The sequence below is a fragment of the Methylorubrum rhodinum genome, assembly GCF_014199935.1.
Classification (GTDB): Bacteria; Pseudomonadota; Alphaproteobacteria; order Rhizobiales; family Beijerinckiaceae; genus Methylobacterium; species Methylobacterium rhodinum.
In genome coordinates, this window is the sequence record NZ_JACHOP010000027.1 from 59,768 (window position 1) to 73,612 (window position 13,845).

Sequence of the window (13,845 nt, forward strand, 5' to 3'; positions counted from 1 at the left end):
GCTCCCGCTGGATGGAACCTTTGCCGTGATCCGATCTGGTTCTCAGGCAATCGAGATCAATCCCGAAACCGCCGTCCTGCCAACGATCTGACGCGAATTCCAAGGGCAAGGAACGGGCCGGTCCGTCACTGTGTGCCGGCTCCGCAGACCGCGGCCTCGCGAGGATTTGATGGAATAGATCCCGTCGATCGACCAGACTTGGCGCGAACATCACTGCCCCGCCTCCGCGCCAGGAAATTTATCGCCGGCCTCATCTTGGCATATGAGTTGCCAAGCCAGACAAGACTCCAGCGGAGGCGCCCTTGTCGGGATCTCACGAGACGTCGCCGGTCCTCGCCGTGGCCGGCGCGGATCCGAAGCTCTACAGCCCCGATCTGGCGCCGACGGCGCCCGAGGGGCGGACCTGGGGCGCCTTCAGCATCTTCTCGATGTGGATGTCCGACGTCCACTCGGTCGGCGGCTACACGTTCGCCGCCAGCCTGTTCTTCCTCGGGCTGACGGGCTGGGAGGTGCTGGCCGCGATGGTGGTCGGCATCGCCGTGGTCAATGTGCTGATGAACCTGATCGGCCGGCCCTCGCTGCGATACGGCACGCCGTTTCCCGTCGTCGCGCGGATGTCGTTCGGCGTCATGGGCGCCAACCTCGCCGCGATCCTGCGCGGCATCGTCGGGATCGTCTGGTACGGGGTCCAGACCTACTTCGCCTCCAAGGCGGTGCAGGTCCTGATCCTCACGTTCTGGCCGGCGGCCGAAGCATATACGCACGGCAGTCTCTTCGGCCTGTCGCCGCTCGGCTGGTTCAGCTTCCTGTTCATGTGGTTGTTCCAGTTGCTGATCTTCCTCAACGGGATGGAGACGATCCGCAGGTTCATCGATTTCTGCGGCCCGGTCGTCTACCTCGTGATGTTCGCTCTCGCGATCTGGATCCTGGCGAAGACCGGGACCTCCAGCCTGTCGCTGCAGCTCGCCCCGGCCGCCGAGGGCTCGACGCTCTGGCACATCCTCAACGCGGCGATGCTGATCATCGCCTATTTCGCCGCCTTGCTCCTGAACTTCGGCGATTTCGCCCGCTTCGCGAAGGACGAGCGGGCGATGACGGTCGGCAACTTCCTCGGCCTTCCGGTGAACTTCATCGTGTTCGCCATCATCACGGTGATCGTCACCGCCGGCACCGTGCAGGTCTTCGGCAAGGCGATCATGGACCCGGTCGAGATCGTCGAGCGGATCGGCAATCCGTGGATCGTGGCGCTCGGCTCGATCACCTTCATCGTCGCGACGATGGGGATCAACATCGTGGCGAACTTCGTCTCGCCCGCCTACGACATCGCCAACCTCTACCCGGAAAAGATCGACTTCAAGCTCGGCGGCCTGATCACCTCGATCCTCTCGGTGCTGGTGTGCCCGTGGCTCTTCGTGTCGAGCCCGCAGGCGATCACCGCCTTCGTCAGCGTGTTCGGCGCCGTGCTGGGGCCGATGTTCGGCATCATGATCGCCGACTACTACGTCGTGAAGAAGCAGAAGGTGATCCTCGAACACCTCTACACGATGGATCCGAACGGCTCGCTCTACTACGAGGGCGGCTGGAACCGGCGGGCGCTGATCGCGCTGGCGGCCTCGAGCCTGTTCTCGATCGGCCTCTCCGTCCTCGGCGCCCTGGGCCACATCGCGAACGGCGGCGACTGGGGCTGGGCGCTCGGCGCCGTGCTCGGCGGCCTGTTTCAGGTGCTGCTGATGCGGGGCGCTCCCGTCGTCACGCGCCCGGCGACGATCTGAAGGGGGCGGAGGCCGGCGCGGTCACGCCGCGCTCAGCGGCGATCCAGCAAGCGGCCGCCGGCGAGGCCGTTGAGCGCGACGATCACGAGGACGCCGAGCGCATGGACGGCCAGATCGCTGGCCGTGGCGTCGTGCGGATGGAACGGCACCAGCAGCGCGGCCGCGGCGGCGGCCGTGGCGAGGCCGCCGAGCGCGGCCGTGAGGTTCGGCCGCATCGGGCAGGCGCGGCGCAGCATCACCACGAGCAGCGCCGAGAGCGGCAGCGAGACACCGAGCAGGAAGTAGATGCAGCCGCGCATCTCCGCCGCATCGGCGATGTTGGAATCCGGGGCGATCCAGGCCCGCAGGCAGCCGAGCCCGCTCGCGCCGACCCAGAGCGCGAGCGGCGGCAGGGGCAGCAGCGCCCAGAGCCGCGAGCGGCCCGGCACGCTGGTCTGGAAGGCGGCGAGCGCCGCGCAGAGCGCCGTGAGACACGCCCCGATCGCCGCCCCGCACAGGTCGGGCACCTGAAGGCGCACGCGCATCGTATGGAGATCGGCCATCGGCGCCAGCAGGACGGCGAGGCTGAGCACGGCCGCCAGCCACGCGAGCGCCCGCACGGAGGGTGCTGCGAGCCGGCCCACCGGTTCGAGGTCGCCCGCGAGATCCTCGACGAGGCGGTCGCGGCGGGCGGCGTCGGACATGACCGGATCAGACATGGCCGTCGCTCCGGTCCTTCGCCAGCGCCGTGCGCAGGGCCTTGAGGGCCCGATGCAGGTTGACCTTGATCGCGCCGGTGCTGCGGCCGGTGATCGCGGCGGCCTCCTTCAATGAATGCTCGCGCAGGCTCAGTTGCTCCACGGCCTGACGCTGGCCCTCGGGCAGCGCCGCGATGGCCCGCGCCAGCCGCGCGTCGCGCTCGCGCGCCTCGATCCCCTGGCCCGCCGCCGGAAGGGTCTCGTCGGCATAGGCCTCGTAGGCGACCGGATCGTGCGCCTCCGGCGCGCGCCGCTTGCGCAGACGCAGGGCGTCGATCGTCCGCCGCTGGGCGATGGCGCGCAGCCAGGGCAGGAAGGGGCGGGCGGGATCGTAGCTCGCCCGCGCCCGGTGGATCGTCAGCAGCGTCTCCTGCACCACGTCCTCGACCGCCTCCCCGGTCAGCCCCTTGCCGCGTGCGGTCGCCGCGATCACTGGCATGCAGGCGCGCAGCAGGCCGCGATAGGCCCCCCGGTCGCCGGCCTGCGCCGCCGCCATGGCCGCCGAGAGCATCTGTTCGAGAGCGTTGGCCGATTCGCCGCGCCTGTCCATGCCTGTGTGTAGCGCGCGGTTCGTGCGCAGGGGATCCGGTTCGCCTGCGAACGGTGGGGGGAGGCGGAGCGTGGCTCCTGTCGGCAGAGCGATCATGGCGTCATCCGAACGGCCGGGCGTCTGTTTTCGCCCGGCCGACGCGCGGCGGGGGCGGATCAGTTCTTCTTCATCGCGTCCTTGTTGGTCCCGTCGGACTTCATCATGCCGTCCTTGTGCATGGAGTCCTTGTGCATCGAATCCGTCTTGGCGGAGCCGTCCTTCATCATCTTGTCGCTCTTCATCGCCTCGCCCTTGGTCGTCTCGCTCTTCATCGCGTCGCCTTTCATGGGCTCCATGGCGAGCGCGGGCGCCGTCGCCGCGGCGAGCGACAGGAGAACGGCCGAGAGGGCGGTCGTGACGGGATGCTTCATCGTGAGTCTCCGGGGCATTGAGGGAGTGGCATCGAAGAGGTCCGGTCGGGCCTCGTACGCTCTATTCGTCGGGGCGCGCCGGCGGTTACAGCCGCGCCGCCCCCAGGATGCGCCCGTCCGGCGCCTGCAGGATCACCGCCGCGTCCTCGCCCTCGGGAGCCGCCTCGCCGCGCTCGACCGGCCGGCCCGTCCACGGGCCGAGGCTGCGGAGCGAGCGGACGACGTTCGACTGGGTGATGGTGCGTCCGCCGTTCTCGCCGCGCCCGATCGGCGTGGTGCGCGCGCGGTCGAAGCCGACCAGCAGGATCTCGGCCCGCCCGCGGCCCGCGCCGACGCGGACCGTGACGCCGCCGCCGCTTCGGGAGAGCGCGACCTCGACGTCGTCCTCGCGCTCGGCGCTCGCCTTGCGGATCGCCGCCGCGACCTCCTCGCGGCGCGAGCCGATCGCGCTGGTGCGGCCGTCGATCACCATCTGCGGCGTGAACGAGGTCCCGCTGCCGAGCCGGCTCTCGTAGGCGGCCTGACGCTGCGTCGCGCCCTCGAACGAGAAGGTGTCGCGCCAGCCCAAGCGGTTCCAGTAGGTGACGTGGAAGCCGAGCGGCAGCACGTCGGCGCGGCCGGCATACTCCCCGAGCAGCTTTTCGGCCGGCGGGCAGGACGAGCAGCCCTGCGACGTGAACAGTTCGAGGACGACCGGACGCTCGCGGGCAAGCGCCGTCCCGGGCAAGAGCAAGCATGCGATCAGTGCGAAGCGGCGAAGGTTCATCGGCAGGCTCCCTGTAGGCGTGTCGCATCTCCTTCGCTTCGGGAGCGCGGGACGTTACGACGGTCGCGGGTGAGGCACGCCCGATCGTGCCGGGCCGGCTCAGCGGCCCGACGCCGCCGCCCGCGCCCCGGCCACGAGGTCCGCCAGGATCGCGTCGGCCGCCCGCACCGTCTCGGCCCCGGCCTCCGCCGGCGTGCCCGCCGCGAAGGGCGGCTGCGGCGCGTACGCCGCCACGAGCTGCGCGGTCTTCGCGTAAGCCTCGCCGCGCAGGCGGGCGGCGAGCGCGAGCGCGAAGTCGAGGCCGGCGGAGACGCCGGCCGACGTGACGCGGTTGCGGTCGAACACGACGCGGGAATCGACCGGCTCGGCGCCGAAGAGCGGCAGCACCGTGTCGCGCACGCACCAGTGCGAGGTGGCGCGGTAGCCCCGCAGCAGGCCCGCCGCGCCCAGGATCAGCGAACCGGTGCAGACGCTGGTGACCCAGGTCGCGCGCTGCGCCCGATCAGCGAGGAAGGCGAGGGCGGCGCCATCGCGCATCTGCGCGGGCGTGCCGTCGCCGCCGGGCACGAGGAGCACGTCGAGGTCGCGGGTGCAGGTCTCGAAATCGTGGGTCGCGACGAGCGACAGGCCGGTGTCGCTCGCGACCGGACCGATGCGGGCGGCGACCAGCTCGATGGGCCCGAGGCCCGCGAGGAGATTCTGGGGCCCGACCACGTCGAGGGCGGTCATGCCCGGATAGAGCAGGATCGCGATTTTTTTTGTGACGTCCGATGGCCCTGTGGGCTCGGCGAGAGCCGCGGCCTGCGGCAGGCTGAGCGCGGCCGCGAGGGCCGCCGCCGTGAAGGCGCGGCGGTCGAGAGGGCCTGAGTCGTCAGACCGGCCAGGCGACATCGCGGTAGGCCCCGTCCCAGAACAGGTATTCGAGCTGGGTCGCGCGGGCATAGGCGCGGTGCATCCGCGCGCGCAGGGCCGGCGAGGCGCCCTCGGCGGCCTCATCGGTCGCGGCGATCATCGCGGCGACCGCTTGCGCGAACTCTTCCCCCGCATAGGTGTCGATCCAGGCCCGGTACGGGTTGTCCGCGGCAGATTTCGAAAAAATGTCGCGGCCGACTTCGGCGTAGATCCAGAAGCACGGGAGCAGGGCGCCGAGCACCACTTCGTAGGGCTCGGCGTAAGCCGCCGCGAGCAGCCACGAGACGTAGTGGTCGCAAGCGGGGGACAAAGAGGTCGCGGCAAACGTCGCCGCGTCGATGCCGTAGGTTTTAAAAAAACCGCCGTGCAGCGCCCGCTCGACCACGATGGCGGTCTCGGCGCCGCGGGCGAACTGGACGATCCGGTCGGGATCGGGCGCCTTGGCGGCGGCCAGCGCCAGGGCGCGGCCGAAGCCGATCAGGTAATGCGCGTCCTGCACGATGTAGCGCCGGAAGCGCTCCGCGCTCAGCGTCCCCGCCGCGAGTTCGGCGTTGAACGGCATGGTGCGGATCGCCTCGTAGGCGGCCAGATTCCGCGCCCAGGCTTCCTCGGAGAAGCGCGTCATCGAGAACCGCTCATCCTTGCCGCTGCGCCTGCGTCACCGCCACGTGGATCAGCTCGGCGAGCGTGCGCACCCGCAGCTTCTGGCGCATCTGCGAGCAGGCGTTGGTGACGGTCTTGTAGGAGACCGAGAGGTCGGCCGCGATGGCGCCGTAGGATTTGCCCTGGGCAAGCCGGGCCAGGATCTGCTGCTCGCGCGGGGTGAGCTGGGTCTCGGGGGTGCGGCGCGGGTCGGCGCGCAGCATCGCGACCTCGGTGGCGAGCCGGCGGTCGAGGAAGACCTCGCCGACGCGCACCCGCTCGAAGGCCTGGAACAGCTCGTTCGAGGCGTGGTCCTTCAGCACGTAGCCGAGCGCGCCGGCCTCCAGCGCCCGGGAGACGATGACCGGATCGTTGTGCATCGAGAACACGAGCACGCGGGTCTCGGGCTCGATGGCGCGCATGCGGCGGATCAGGGCGAGGCCGGCGAGCCCCGAGCCCTGGAAGGTCAGGTCGCAGATCACGACCTGCGGGCGCAGGCGGTGGAAGGTGCGGTAGCCCGCCACCACGCCGGTCGCCTCCACCACGGTCTCGATCCCGGCATCCTCCAGCACCCGGCGGCAGCCCTGGAGCACGATCGGGTGATCGTCGATGACGAGAACCGGCGAGACGCTCGCGGCGTCCTTCATCGCATCCTTGCCCATCGGGCCCTTTCCGGGCAACCCGCGGGGAACCTCCCCCTTGGTCGAGGTCGCGGTCATGGCCTGCGCGTTCATGTCCGGCGCATCACTTTTCCTGCGGCACGGGCGAAACGGAAAAATCCTCGCCGTCGTGCTCGGGGTCGATCGGGATGACGATCCGGACAACCGTGCCCGGCGCGCCGTTGTCAAGGGTGAAGCGCCCGCTCAGCGCCTCGACCCGCTCGCGCATCCCCGACAGGCCGAGGCCGACGCGGTGGCCGGGGGCGATGCCGCCGCCATCGTCGCGCACGCTGACCTGGAGGAGGCGCCCGCCGTCCTGCGCGGCCTCGTTCGCCTCGGCCCAGACATGGGCGGCGCCGCCGTGGCGCACGGCGTTGGTCGTGCTCTCCTGGATGCAGCGGAACAGGGTGAGGTCGACGATGTCGCCGTAGCCCCGCGCCAGCCCCTCGAACCGCCCCTCGAAGACGGTGCCGGGATGGCGTCGCGAAAAATCGCGCAGGAGCAGGTTGAGGCAGTCGGGCAGCGGCACCTCGCCGAGCGCGTGCGGGCGCAGGCGGTTGAGCAGGTCGCGGTTCAGCGTCTGCACCTGCCCGACGATGCTGCCGATATCGGCGGCGCGCTGGCTCAGCCGGCCTCGGTCGATCACGCCCTCGCCCGCGGCGAGCCGGGCGACGGAGGCGGCGTTGGCCTCGAGCGCGAACAGGCAGGGGCCGAACTCGTCGTGGAGTTCCAGCGCCGTGCGGCGGCGCTCGTCGTCCTGGGCGGTGAGAAGCTGGCGGTTGAGGCGTCCGTTGGCGGCCCGCGCCTCGGCGAGCGCCCCGGCCACACGGTTGAAGCGGCCGGCGATGACGGCGAGTTCGCGCGAGTCCGGCGGGTCGATATGCGCGGTGTAGTCGTGGCGCTCCAGCCGGGTCAGGCCGTCGGCGAGTTGATCCAGGGGCCGCAGGATGCGCCCCAGAGCGACGATCAGCGCGGCCAGCACCGCGAGGTTGAGCACGAGGCTCGCGAGCGCCAGCGAGCGGGCATAGCCCCACACCTCCTCAATCTCGTCGAGGGGCTCGGTGGTGATGGCGGCGGTGCCGATGCGCTCGCCCCGGACCAGGATCGGCAGGTCGTGCTGGCGCGGGGCCGGGGCGATCAGCCATACGAACCAATCGGGCACCTCGCGCACGTCCCGCTCCCGGTCGGCGGGGCTGAACACGACCCGCTCGCCCGCGGCGTCGAGGATCGCGACGCGGACGTGACGCAAGGTCTGGAAGCGCAGGTCGAGGGCGTGGAGCACGCTGTCGGGGCTCGGGGTGCGCAGCGAGCGGATCGTGTCGGCGACGAGCGGCTCTACCGTGGCGAGGCTCGCCTCCATCTCCACCTGCACGGCGTGGCGGGCGTTGAGGACGATGAGGCCGCAGGAGAACAGGGCGGCGAGCGCGTCGATCGCCAGCACGGTGAGGATCAGGCGCCGGCGCGTCGGCCAGCCGGCCCAGAACGGCGCGGCGCGGGCCGCGGCCGGGCTTTTGGCAGCCATGTCGGGAGAGGGCGCCTGGCTCGGGGACATCTCGGCTGGAGCGGAGGGATGCGGCACGGAGCCTCGCGATCGGTCAGGCCGTCGCCCGGCGCGGCGCGCTCGGGATCATTCGGCAAGTCCGCATCGGTTAAAGGTCTCGAATTCCTGCGGTTTCGGCACGGGCGGCACCGTGGCCGATCGGTGGACGAAAGTCCATGGCGTCGGGTGCCGCGGCCGGAGCCGGCGCACTGATGTTTCTCTTATTCCGTTGCGCCAAGTCCGACCGTCGATCGGACTCGGCGCGCTCGGCGGACGCCCGCCGCCCCGCCGTCGCGGGGGCCGACGGCAAGGCGGAGTCTCCTCGCCGTCGGGTTCGGGAACGCCGACGCAGCGTCCCGCCGCGCGTCACCGGGCCCAAGGGCGGCATGCACCCTCCGTTAAACCTGCCGACGTTAAGAGTCGTGAGCCCGCCGGAGCCTCGGGTTAGGCTCGTGCGATCCGGCAAGACTCGAAAAGCCCCGACCGGATCGGAGTCGTCGTCAGATTCGCGGGCGCATTCGCGGGGATGGCGGCCGCCCGAACACTGGATCGGACTGTCAGGACATCTTGCCGCCGCATTGTCGAGGCGGAGTTGTTGCAGGGGTACAACGTGCAAGAGGCCAGCCGCATGTCGGTGGCGATCCATCCGTCCGAGACCCGCCCGAACGCGGGCCCGCCGCGCGCCGTCGGGGCGCGCCCGCGCCTGCGTCTCGCCGCCGGGATCGTGCTGGGCGGGGCCGCGCTCGCGGGCTTCACCGCCGGGGCGTTCTCGTTCTTCTCCGGCCTCGCCGATCCGCGGGTCCGGCCGGTTCCGGTCGCCCCGGTGGCCTCGCAATGGCCCGACCTGAAGGACGGCGTGCCGGCGCTCGCCGAGGGCCCGACGCCTGCGCCGACCCGCCTGTCCCTGCCTCCTACCGAGCCGCCGCCGCAGCGGGCTGAGGCCGCGCCCGCCGCCCCGGCGCCGGCCGTACCGCCGGCCCAGGCTGCGGCGAAGGCCGAGCCGTTTCGCGCCGAGATCGCCAAGCCTGCGGTCGCCAAGCCTGCGGTCGCCAAGATCGAGGCTTCCGAACAAAAGGCCGAGCCCGTCCGCGCCGCGGTCTCCGGGCGCCCGAACCTGCCGATCGAACCGGCCACGACCCTGGCACCGGCCCGGACGGCGGCGCCCGTCACCCCGGCGAAGGTCGCCGCGACCCTGGCGCCTGCCCGCGCCGAGACGGTGCGGGCCAAGGCGGAGCAGCCGGCCCGCTTCGTCTCCCTGCCGGGCAAGGCGGAGGCTCTGAAGCCGGAGGCCCCCAAACCCGAGTCGCCCAAGGCGGAAGCGAAGGCGACGCCGCGCCCCGAGAAGGCCGAGGCCGCGCGCAAGCCGACCGCCCGCACCCGCGTGACGACGGCCGAGGCCACCCCCGCCGCACCGAGCCCGGCCCCCGCGCCCGCGCCCGCCGCGGCGGCGGCGGACGACGAGCCCGAACTGCTCGGCATGAAGATCCCCGGCGGCCGCCAGCTCCGCGACGGCTGGAACGCCACCGTCGGCGGGCTGATGGGCAAGAAGGACGGGGAGTAGGGGCCGGGGCTCGGTCGCAGCGTTCAGCGCGGGAGTCGTTCCCCACGGCCTCCGTGTTATCTCGCCGTCATTGCGAGGCGGAGCCGAAGCAATCCAGGGCGCGACCGTGCTGGCTAAGGCAAGACGGCTTCGACCGTCCCGTCATCGGCGGCGTGCCTTTTCCGGACCGTGCGGAGCGCTGGATTGCTTCGGCTCCGCCTCGCAATGACGGCGCGGGTTTCTCTGAGGCGCCCGAGAATGCGGCCGCCTCAAAAATTCCAAAAGAATCAGCGTCTTTGCGCCGTCTTGCCGACGACCTCGCGGCGGTGCTTGGCGGCCCGCGGGCTCTTGGGCGGCTTGCCGGCGGCGGGCGCCTCGCCCTGCATCCGCTCGACGCGCACGTCGGGCGGGCCCCGGCGGGCGAAGGCGTCGGCGAAGGCGTCGGCCGCGCTGCCGCGGATCTCGAAGGTGGTCTCGCGGTCGAAGATGCGGATCGCGCCGATGTCGCCGCGCCCGATCCCGCCGCGGCGGGTCAGCATCGGCAGCAGGCGGCGCGGCTCGGCCCGGTCGCGCCGGCCCATGTTGAGCGTGAACCAGACGCCGGGCTCGTCGTCGCCCACGCGCGGGGCGCCGATGGGCGCGCCGACGCGGGGATCGGCGCGGCGCGGCGGCTCGAAGCCCGGATCGGTCACGTCCTCCGGCACGGGGATGCGCGAGCGGTAGAGCCGGGCCAGCGAGGCCGCGAGGCGCTCCGGCGGGAAGCGCTCCAGCAGGGCCTCGGCCCATTCCTTCTCCCAGTCGCGGTCCTCGTCCGTCTCGACTTCGGCGAGCAGCGGATCGGCCATCATCCGCTCGCGGTCGAGCACGCGGATCTCGTCCGCCGTCGGCGGGCCGCTCCACTCGACGTTGACGCGGGCGACCGCGAACATCTGCTCGGCGCGCCGCCGCCGCGAGGCCGGCACCAGCACCACGCTCGTGCCCTTCCGGCCGGCGCGGCCGGTGCGGCCGGAGCGGTGCTGCATCACCTCGGCGTCGTGGGGCAGGTCGGCATGGATGACGAGGTCGAGGCCCGGCAGGTCGATGCCGCGGGCGGCCACATCGGTGGCCACGCAGACGCGGGCGCGGCCGTCACGCAGCGCCTGGAGCGCGGCGTTGCGCTCGCCTTGTCCCAGTTCGCCCGAGAGCGCCACGGCCGAGAAGCCGCGCTCGGTCAGCGAGGCCTGGAGATGGCGCACCCCGTCGCGGGTGTTGCAGAACACGATCGAGACCGGCGCATCGATGAAGCGCAGTACGTTGACGACGGCGTGCTCGACCTCGCGCGGCATCACCCGGACGGCACGGTAGGCGATGTCGGCGTGGCCGCGGGTCTCGCCCGCCACGGCGAGGCGCAGGGCGTCGCGCTGGTAGCGCTCGGCCAGCGTCACGATGGCCTTGGGGAGCGTGGCCGAGAACAGCAGCGTGCGCCGCTCGGACGGGGTCGCGGCGAGAATGAACTCGAGATCCTCGCGGAACCCCATGTCGAGCATCTCGTCGGCCTCGTCGAGGACGACCGCCCGCAGGTTCTCGGTGACGAGCCGGCCGCGCTCCAGATGGTCGCGCAGGCGCCCCGGCGTGCCGACGACGATGTGGGTGCCGGCCTCCAGCGCGCGCGATTCCCGGCGCGGGTCCATGCCGCCGACGTTGGCGATCACCCGGGCGCCGGTCTCGGCGTAGAGCCACATCAGCTCGCGCTGCACTTGGAGGGCGAGTTCGCGGGTGGGCGCGATGGCGAGCGCCAGCGGCGCGCCGGGCGGGGGCAGGGCATCGGATTCGTCGAGCAGCGTGTTGGCGATGGCGAGCCCGAAGGCGACGGTCTTGCCCGAGCCGGTCTGGGCCGAGACGAGCAGGTCGCGCCCGGCCTCGGCGTCGAGCACGGCCTGCTGGACGGGGGTGGGCTCGGCGTAGCTGCGCGCGTCGAGCGCCCGGGCGAGGGGAGTGGGCAGGGGCGGAAAGGGCAAGGGGTCGCCTTCACGGCCAAGGGGGCCGGATCGGGAATCGGTGCTGAGCTTCTAGCGCTTCGTCGGGCCGCCGACCACTACGCCGGCCGCGCGGCGGCGTTGCACCGAGGGCGGCGGCTCAGGCCAGTGCCCCTTCCCTCCAGCGTCATTCCGGGGCGCCGGAGGCGAACCCGGAATCCACCCGAGATGCGCGGATGCGGGAAGTGCGCCGCGGCCCGTCGTGGATTCCGGGTTCCGCTGCGCGGCCCCGGAATGACAGCGAGCGGAGGGCTCAATCGTCGTCGCCGTCCGCGTCGTGCTTGCCCGAATCCTTCGCCTTGGCGGCCTTCTCGGTGACGGCGCCGCTGTGCGGATCGACCTTCACCTTGACGCTGCGGCCGTCCTTCACGGCCTTGCCCTCCCAGACGCCGTCGTCGGCCTCAAGCTCGCGGACGCCGGAATAGCCGGCCTGTTCGAGGGCGCGCACCGCCCCTTCGATCGGCATCCAGTCGGGGCCGGGCCGGTCGTCGGCCAGCGCCGGGACGGTGAAGAGGCCGGCCGCGAAGAGGCCACCGGCAAGAATCTTGGTCGCGAAAGTCCGGGTCATCGAAAGCTCCTGGGTTGGAAGAAGACCCCGCCTCGATAGCGCCCGGTGCGCCGCGCGAGCCTGACGGCCCCTGTCAGGCAAATGTCAGCCGCGGGCGCGGCCTTCGCGCCCGGGCGCGGATCGGCTACACCGCCGCCGACAGGACCAGCGGCGGGGACCGGACGGATGAGCGCGGATCACGGCACGGCGGGGGGCGGGTTCACCGCGATTGTGCTCGCCGCCGGCAAGGGCACGCGGATGCGCTCGGAGCGGCCCAAGGTGCTGCACGCGCTGGCGAACCGCTCGATGCTCGGCCACGTGCTGGCCGCCGTGCAGGAGGCGGGTGCGCAACAACTCGCCGTGGTGGTCGAGCCCGGCCGCGCCGATGTGGCCGACGAGGTCGCCCGCATGGCACCGGGCGCCAGCACCCATCCCCAGGCCGAGCGCCTCGGCACGGCGCATGCCGTGCTCGCCGCCCGCGCGGCGATCGAAGGCAGCCAGGCCGACGTGCTCGTGGCCTTCGGCGACACGCCGCTCATCACCGCGCAGACCTATGCGCGGCTGCGCGCTCCCTTGCGCGAGGGCGCGGCGGTGGCGGTGCTGGCCTTCGAGGCGCGCGACCCGACCGGCTACGGCCGGGTGCTGACCGAGGGGGGCCGCGTCGTGGCCATCCGCGAGGAAAAGGACGCGAGCGCGGACGAGCGGGCGGTGCGCCTGTCCAATGCCGGGCTGATGGCGCTCTCAGGCGAGCACGCCCTGTCGCTGCTCACGCGCATCGGCAACGACAACGCCAACCGCGAATACTACCTCACCGACGCGGTCGCGCTTGCCGTCGCCGACGGCCTCCCGGTCACGGTCGTGGATGTCGCCGAGGACGAGGCGCTCGGCGTCAACGACCGGGTCCAGCTCTCGGTGGCGGAGGCCGCGATCCAGGCGCGCCTGCGCCGCGCGGCCCAGCTCGGCGGCGCGACGCTGGTCGCCCCCGAGACGGTCTTCCTCAGCGCCGACACCGTGCTCGGCCGCGACGTGACCGTGGAGCCGCATTGCGTGTTCGGCCCCGGCGTGGTGATCGGCGACGGCTGCACGATCCGCGCCTTCTCGCACCTGCACGATTCCCGGCTGATGGCCGGCGCCGATATCGGCCCGCACGTGCGCCTGCGCGGCGGCGCGGTGCTGGAGGCGGGCGTCCATCTCGGCAACTTCGTCGAGGTGAAGAACGCGACCCTGCACGCGGGCGCCAAGGCCTCGCACCTGACTTATTTGGGTGATGCCGAGGTGGGCGCGGGCGCCAATATCGGCGCGGGCACCATCACCTGCAATTACGACGGCGTGTCGAAGCATAAGACCGTGATCGGCGCGGGCGCCTTCATCGGCTCGAACTCGGCGCTGGTCGCCCCCGTCAACATCGGCGACGGCGCGTTGATCGGCGCCGGCTCAGTCATCACCCGCGACGTGCCCGCCGACGCCCTCGCGCTCGCCCGCGGGCGGCAGACGACCCGGGAGGGCGCGGCAAAAGTGCTGCGGCAGACGCTGAAGGCGGCGAAAGCCGCGAAAAACGACTGATTGCCCCCACCGTCATTCCGGGTCGCCGAAGGCGAACCCGGACCCGAAGGGGCGCGCCGGAGGCGTGCAATCCACGAATGGCCTCGACGCCCTGTCTCAACCGCGCATCACGGGTGATGGGGTGGACGGCCCCCGACGGCATCGTGTGTGCCAGATTGAGGTCGTTGCAGATCTCAAGCGAGGAGGCCGTCC

General features: G+C 72.0%; 13 protein-coding genes. 3 read left to right on the top strand and 10 right to left on the bottom strand.

Annotated features, from left to right (window positions below):
- Window positions 1–302 precede the first annotated feature (302 nt).
- Window positions 303–1,772, top strand: a complete 1,470-nt coding sequence (locus HNR00_RS21945; protein WP_183573083.1) for an NCS1 family nucleobase:cation symporter-1 — start codon at window positions 303–305, stop codon at window positions 1,770–1,772.
- A 32-nt stretch (window positions 1,773–1,804) separates the two neighbouring features.
- Here the strand turns inward: HNR00_RS21945 and HNR00_RS21950 are convergent, their stop codons facing one another.
- The 8 genes from HNR00_RS21950 to HNR00_RS21985 form a co-directional block, all read right to left on the bottom strand.
- The gene (locus tag HNR00_RS21950) at window positions 1,805–2,455 is read right to left on the bottom strand and encodes an NrsF family protein (protein ID WP_183573109.1); all 651 of its coding nucleotides are present in this window, start codon (window positions 2,453–2,455) and stop codon (window positions 1,805–1,807) included.
- Window positions 2,456–2,462: 7 nt separating this feature from the next.
- Window positions 2,463–3,059 (bottom strand): sigma-70 family RNA polymerase sigma factor, encoded by a 597-nt coding sequence (locus HNR00_RS21955; protein WP_183573085.1) that lies wholly within the window; start codon window positions 3,057–3,059, stop codon window positions 2,463–2,465.
- A 155-nt stretch (window positions 3,060–3,214) separates the two neighbouring features.
- Window positions 3,215–3,469, bottom strand: a complete 255-nt coding sequence (locus HNR00_RS21960) for a pentapeptide MXKDX repeat protein (RefSeq protein ID WP_183573087.1) — start codon at window positions 3,467–3,469, stop codon at window positions 3,215–3,217.
- An 85-nt stretch (window positions 3,470–3,554) separates the two neighbouring features.
- Window positions 3,555–4,235, bottom strand: coding sequence for a DUF1223 domain-containing protein (locus HNR00_RS21965; protein ID WP_183573089.1), 681 nt, complete (start codon window positions 4,233–4,235; stop codon window positions 3,555–3,557).
- 99 nt (window positions 4,236–4,334) lie between these two features.
- Window positions 4,335–5,126 (bottom strand): DJ-1/PfpI family protein, encoded by a 792-nt coding sequence (locus HNR00_RS21970; protein WP_183573091.1) that lies wholly within the window; start codon window positions 5,124–5,126, stop codon window positions 4,335–4,337.
- Window positions 5,107–5,772 carry a TenA family protein gene (locus tag HNR00_RS21975; protein ID WP_183573093.1) on the bottom strand — a complete coding sequence of 222 codons (666 nt, stop codon included), beginning with the start codon at window positions 5,770–5,772 and terminating at the stop codon, window positions 5,107–5,109. Before HNR00_RS21975 ends, HNR00_RS21970 begins: the two co-directional genes overlap by 20 nt.
- A 10-nt stretch (window positions 5,773–5,782) precedes the next feature.
- A complete protein-coding gene (locus tag HNR00_RS21980; protein WP_183573111.1) occupies window positions 5,783–6,451 on the bottom strand; it encodes a response regulator transcription factor in 669 nt (222 codons plus the stop codon).
- Between the two features lie 82 nt (window positions 6,452–6,533).
- Complete coding sequence (locus tag HNR00_RS21985; RefSeq protein ID WP_246390919.1) at window positions 6,534–7,970, bottom strand: ATP-binding protein; 1,437 nt, start codon at window positions 7,968–7,970, stop codon at window positions 6,534–6,536.
- Window positions 7,971–8,616: 646 nt separating this feature from the next.
- On the opposite strand from HNR00_RS21985, the gene HNR00_RS21990 reads away from it, so the two are divergent.
- On the top strand, window positions 8,617–9,549 hold the full coding sequence (locus tag HNR00_RS21990) for a hypothetical protein (RefSeq protein ID WP_183573097.1): 933 nt from the start codon (window positions 8,617–8,619) through the stop codon (window positions 9,547–9,549).
- Window positions 9,550–9,815: 266 nt separating this feature from the next.
- Here the strand turns inward: HNR00_RS21990 and HNR00_RS21995 are convergent, their stop codons facing one another.
- Window positions 9,816–11,525, bottom strand: coding sequence for a DEAD/DEAH box helicase (locus tag HNR00_RS21995; RefSeq protein WP_183573099.1), 1,710 nt, complete (start codon window positions 11,523–11,525; stop codon window positions 9,816–9,818).
- Between the two features lie 271 nt (window positions 11,526–11,796).
- Window positions 11,797–12,111 carry a PepSY domain-containing protein gene (locus HNR00_RS22000; protein WP_183573101.1) on the bottom strand — a complete coding sequence of 105 codons (315 nt, stop codon included), beginning with the start codon at window positions 12,109–12,111 and terminating at the stop codon, window positions 11,797–11,799.
- 165 nt (window positions 12,112–12,276) lie between these two features.
- On the opposite strand from HNR00_RS22000, the gene glmU reads away from it, so the two are divergent.
- Entirely contained in the window at window positions 12,277–13,653 is a 1,377-nt protein-coding gene (gene glmU, locus HNR00_RS22005) for a bifunctional UDP-N-acetylglucosamine diphosphorylase/glucosamine-1-phosphate N-acetyltransferase GlmU (RefSeq protein WP_183573103.1), read from the top strand.
- Window positions 13,654–13,845 lie beyond the last annotated feature (192 nt).

Excerpts from the sequence above, each read along its gene's own strand:
- HNR00_RS21950 (WP_183573109.1), bottom strand. The coding sequence starts at position 2,455 with ATGTCCGACGCCGCCCGCCGCGACCGCCTCGTCGAGGATCTCGCGGGC.
- HNR00_RS21955 (WP_183573085.1), bottom strand. The coding sequence starts at position 3,059 with ATGGACAGGCGCGGCGAATCGGCCAACGCTCTCGAACAGATGCTCTCG.
- HNR00_RS21960 (WP_183573087.1), bottom strand. The coding sequence starts at position 3,469 with ATGAAGCATCCCGTCACGACCGCCCTCTCGGCCGTTCTCCTGTCGCTC.
- HNR00_RS21965 (WP_183573089.1), bottom strand. The coding sequence starts at position 4,235 with ATGAACCTTCGCCGCTTCGCACTGATCGCATGCTTGCTCTTGCCCGGG.
- HNR00_RS21970 (WP_183573091.1), bottom strand. The coding sequence starts at position 5,126 with ATGTCGCCTGGCCGGTCTGACGACTCAGGCCCTCTCGACCGCCGCGCC.
- HNR00_RS21975 (WP_183573093.1), bottom strand. The coding sequence starts at position 5,772 with ATGACGCGCTTCTCCGAGGAAGCCTGGGCGCGGAATCTGGCCGCCTAC.
- HNR00_RS21980 (WP_183573111.1), bottom strand. The coding sequence starts at position 6,451 with ATGGGCAAGGATGCGATGAAGGACGCCGCGAGCGTCTCGCCGGTTCTC.
- HNR00_RS21985 (WP_246390919.1), bottom strand. The coding sequence starts at position 7,970 with ATGGCTGCCAAAAGCCCGGCCGCGGCCCGCGCCGCGCCGTTCTGGGCC.
- HNR00_RS21990 (WP_183573097.1), top strand. The coding sequence starts at position 8,617 with ATGTCGGTGGCGATCCATCCGTCCGAGACCCGCCCGAACGCGGGCCCG.
- HNR00_RS22000 (WP_183573101.1), bottom strand. The coding sequence starts at position 12,111 with ATGACCCGGACTTTCGCGACCAAGATTCTTGCCGGTGGCCTCTTCGCG.
- glmU (WP_183573103.1), top strand. The coding sequence starts at position 12,277 with ATGAGCGCGGATCACGGCACGGCGGGGGGCGGGTTCACCGCGATTGTG.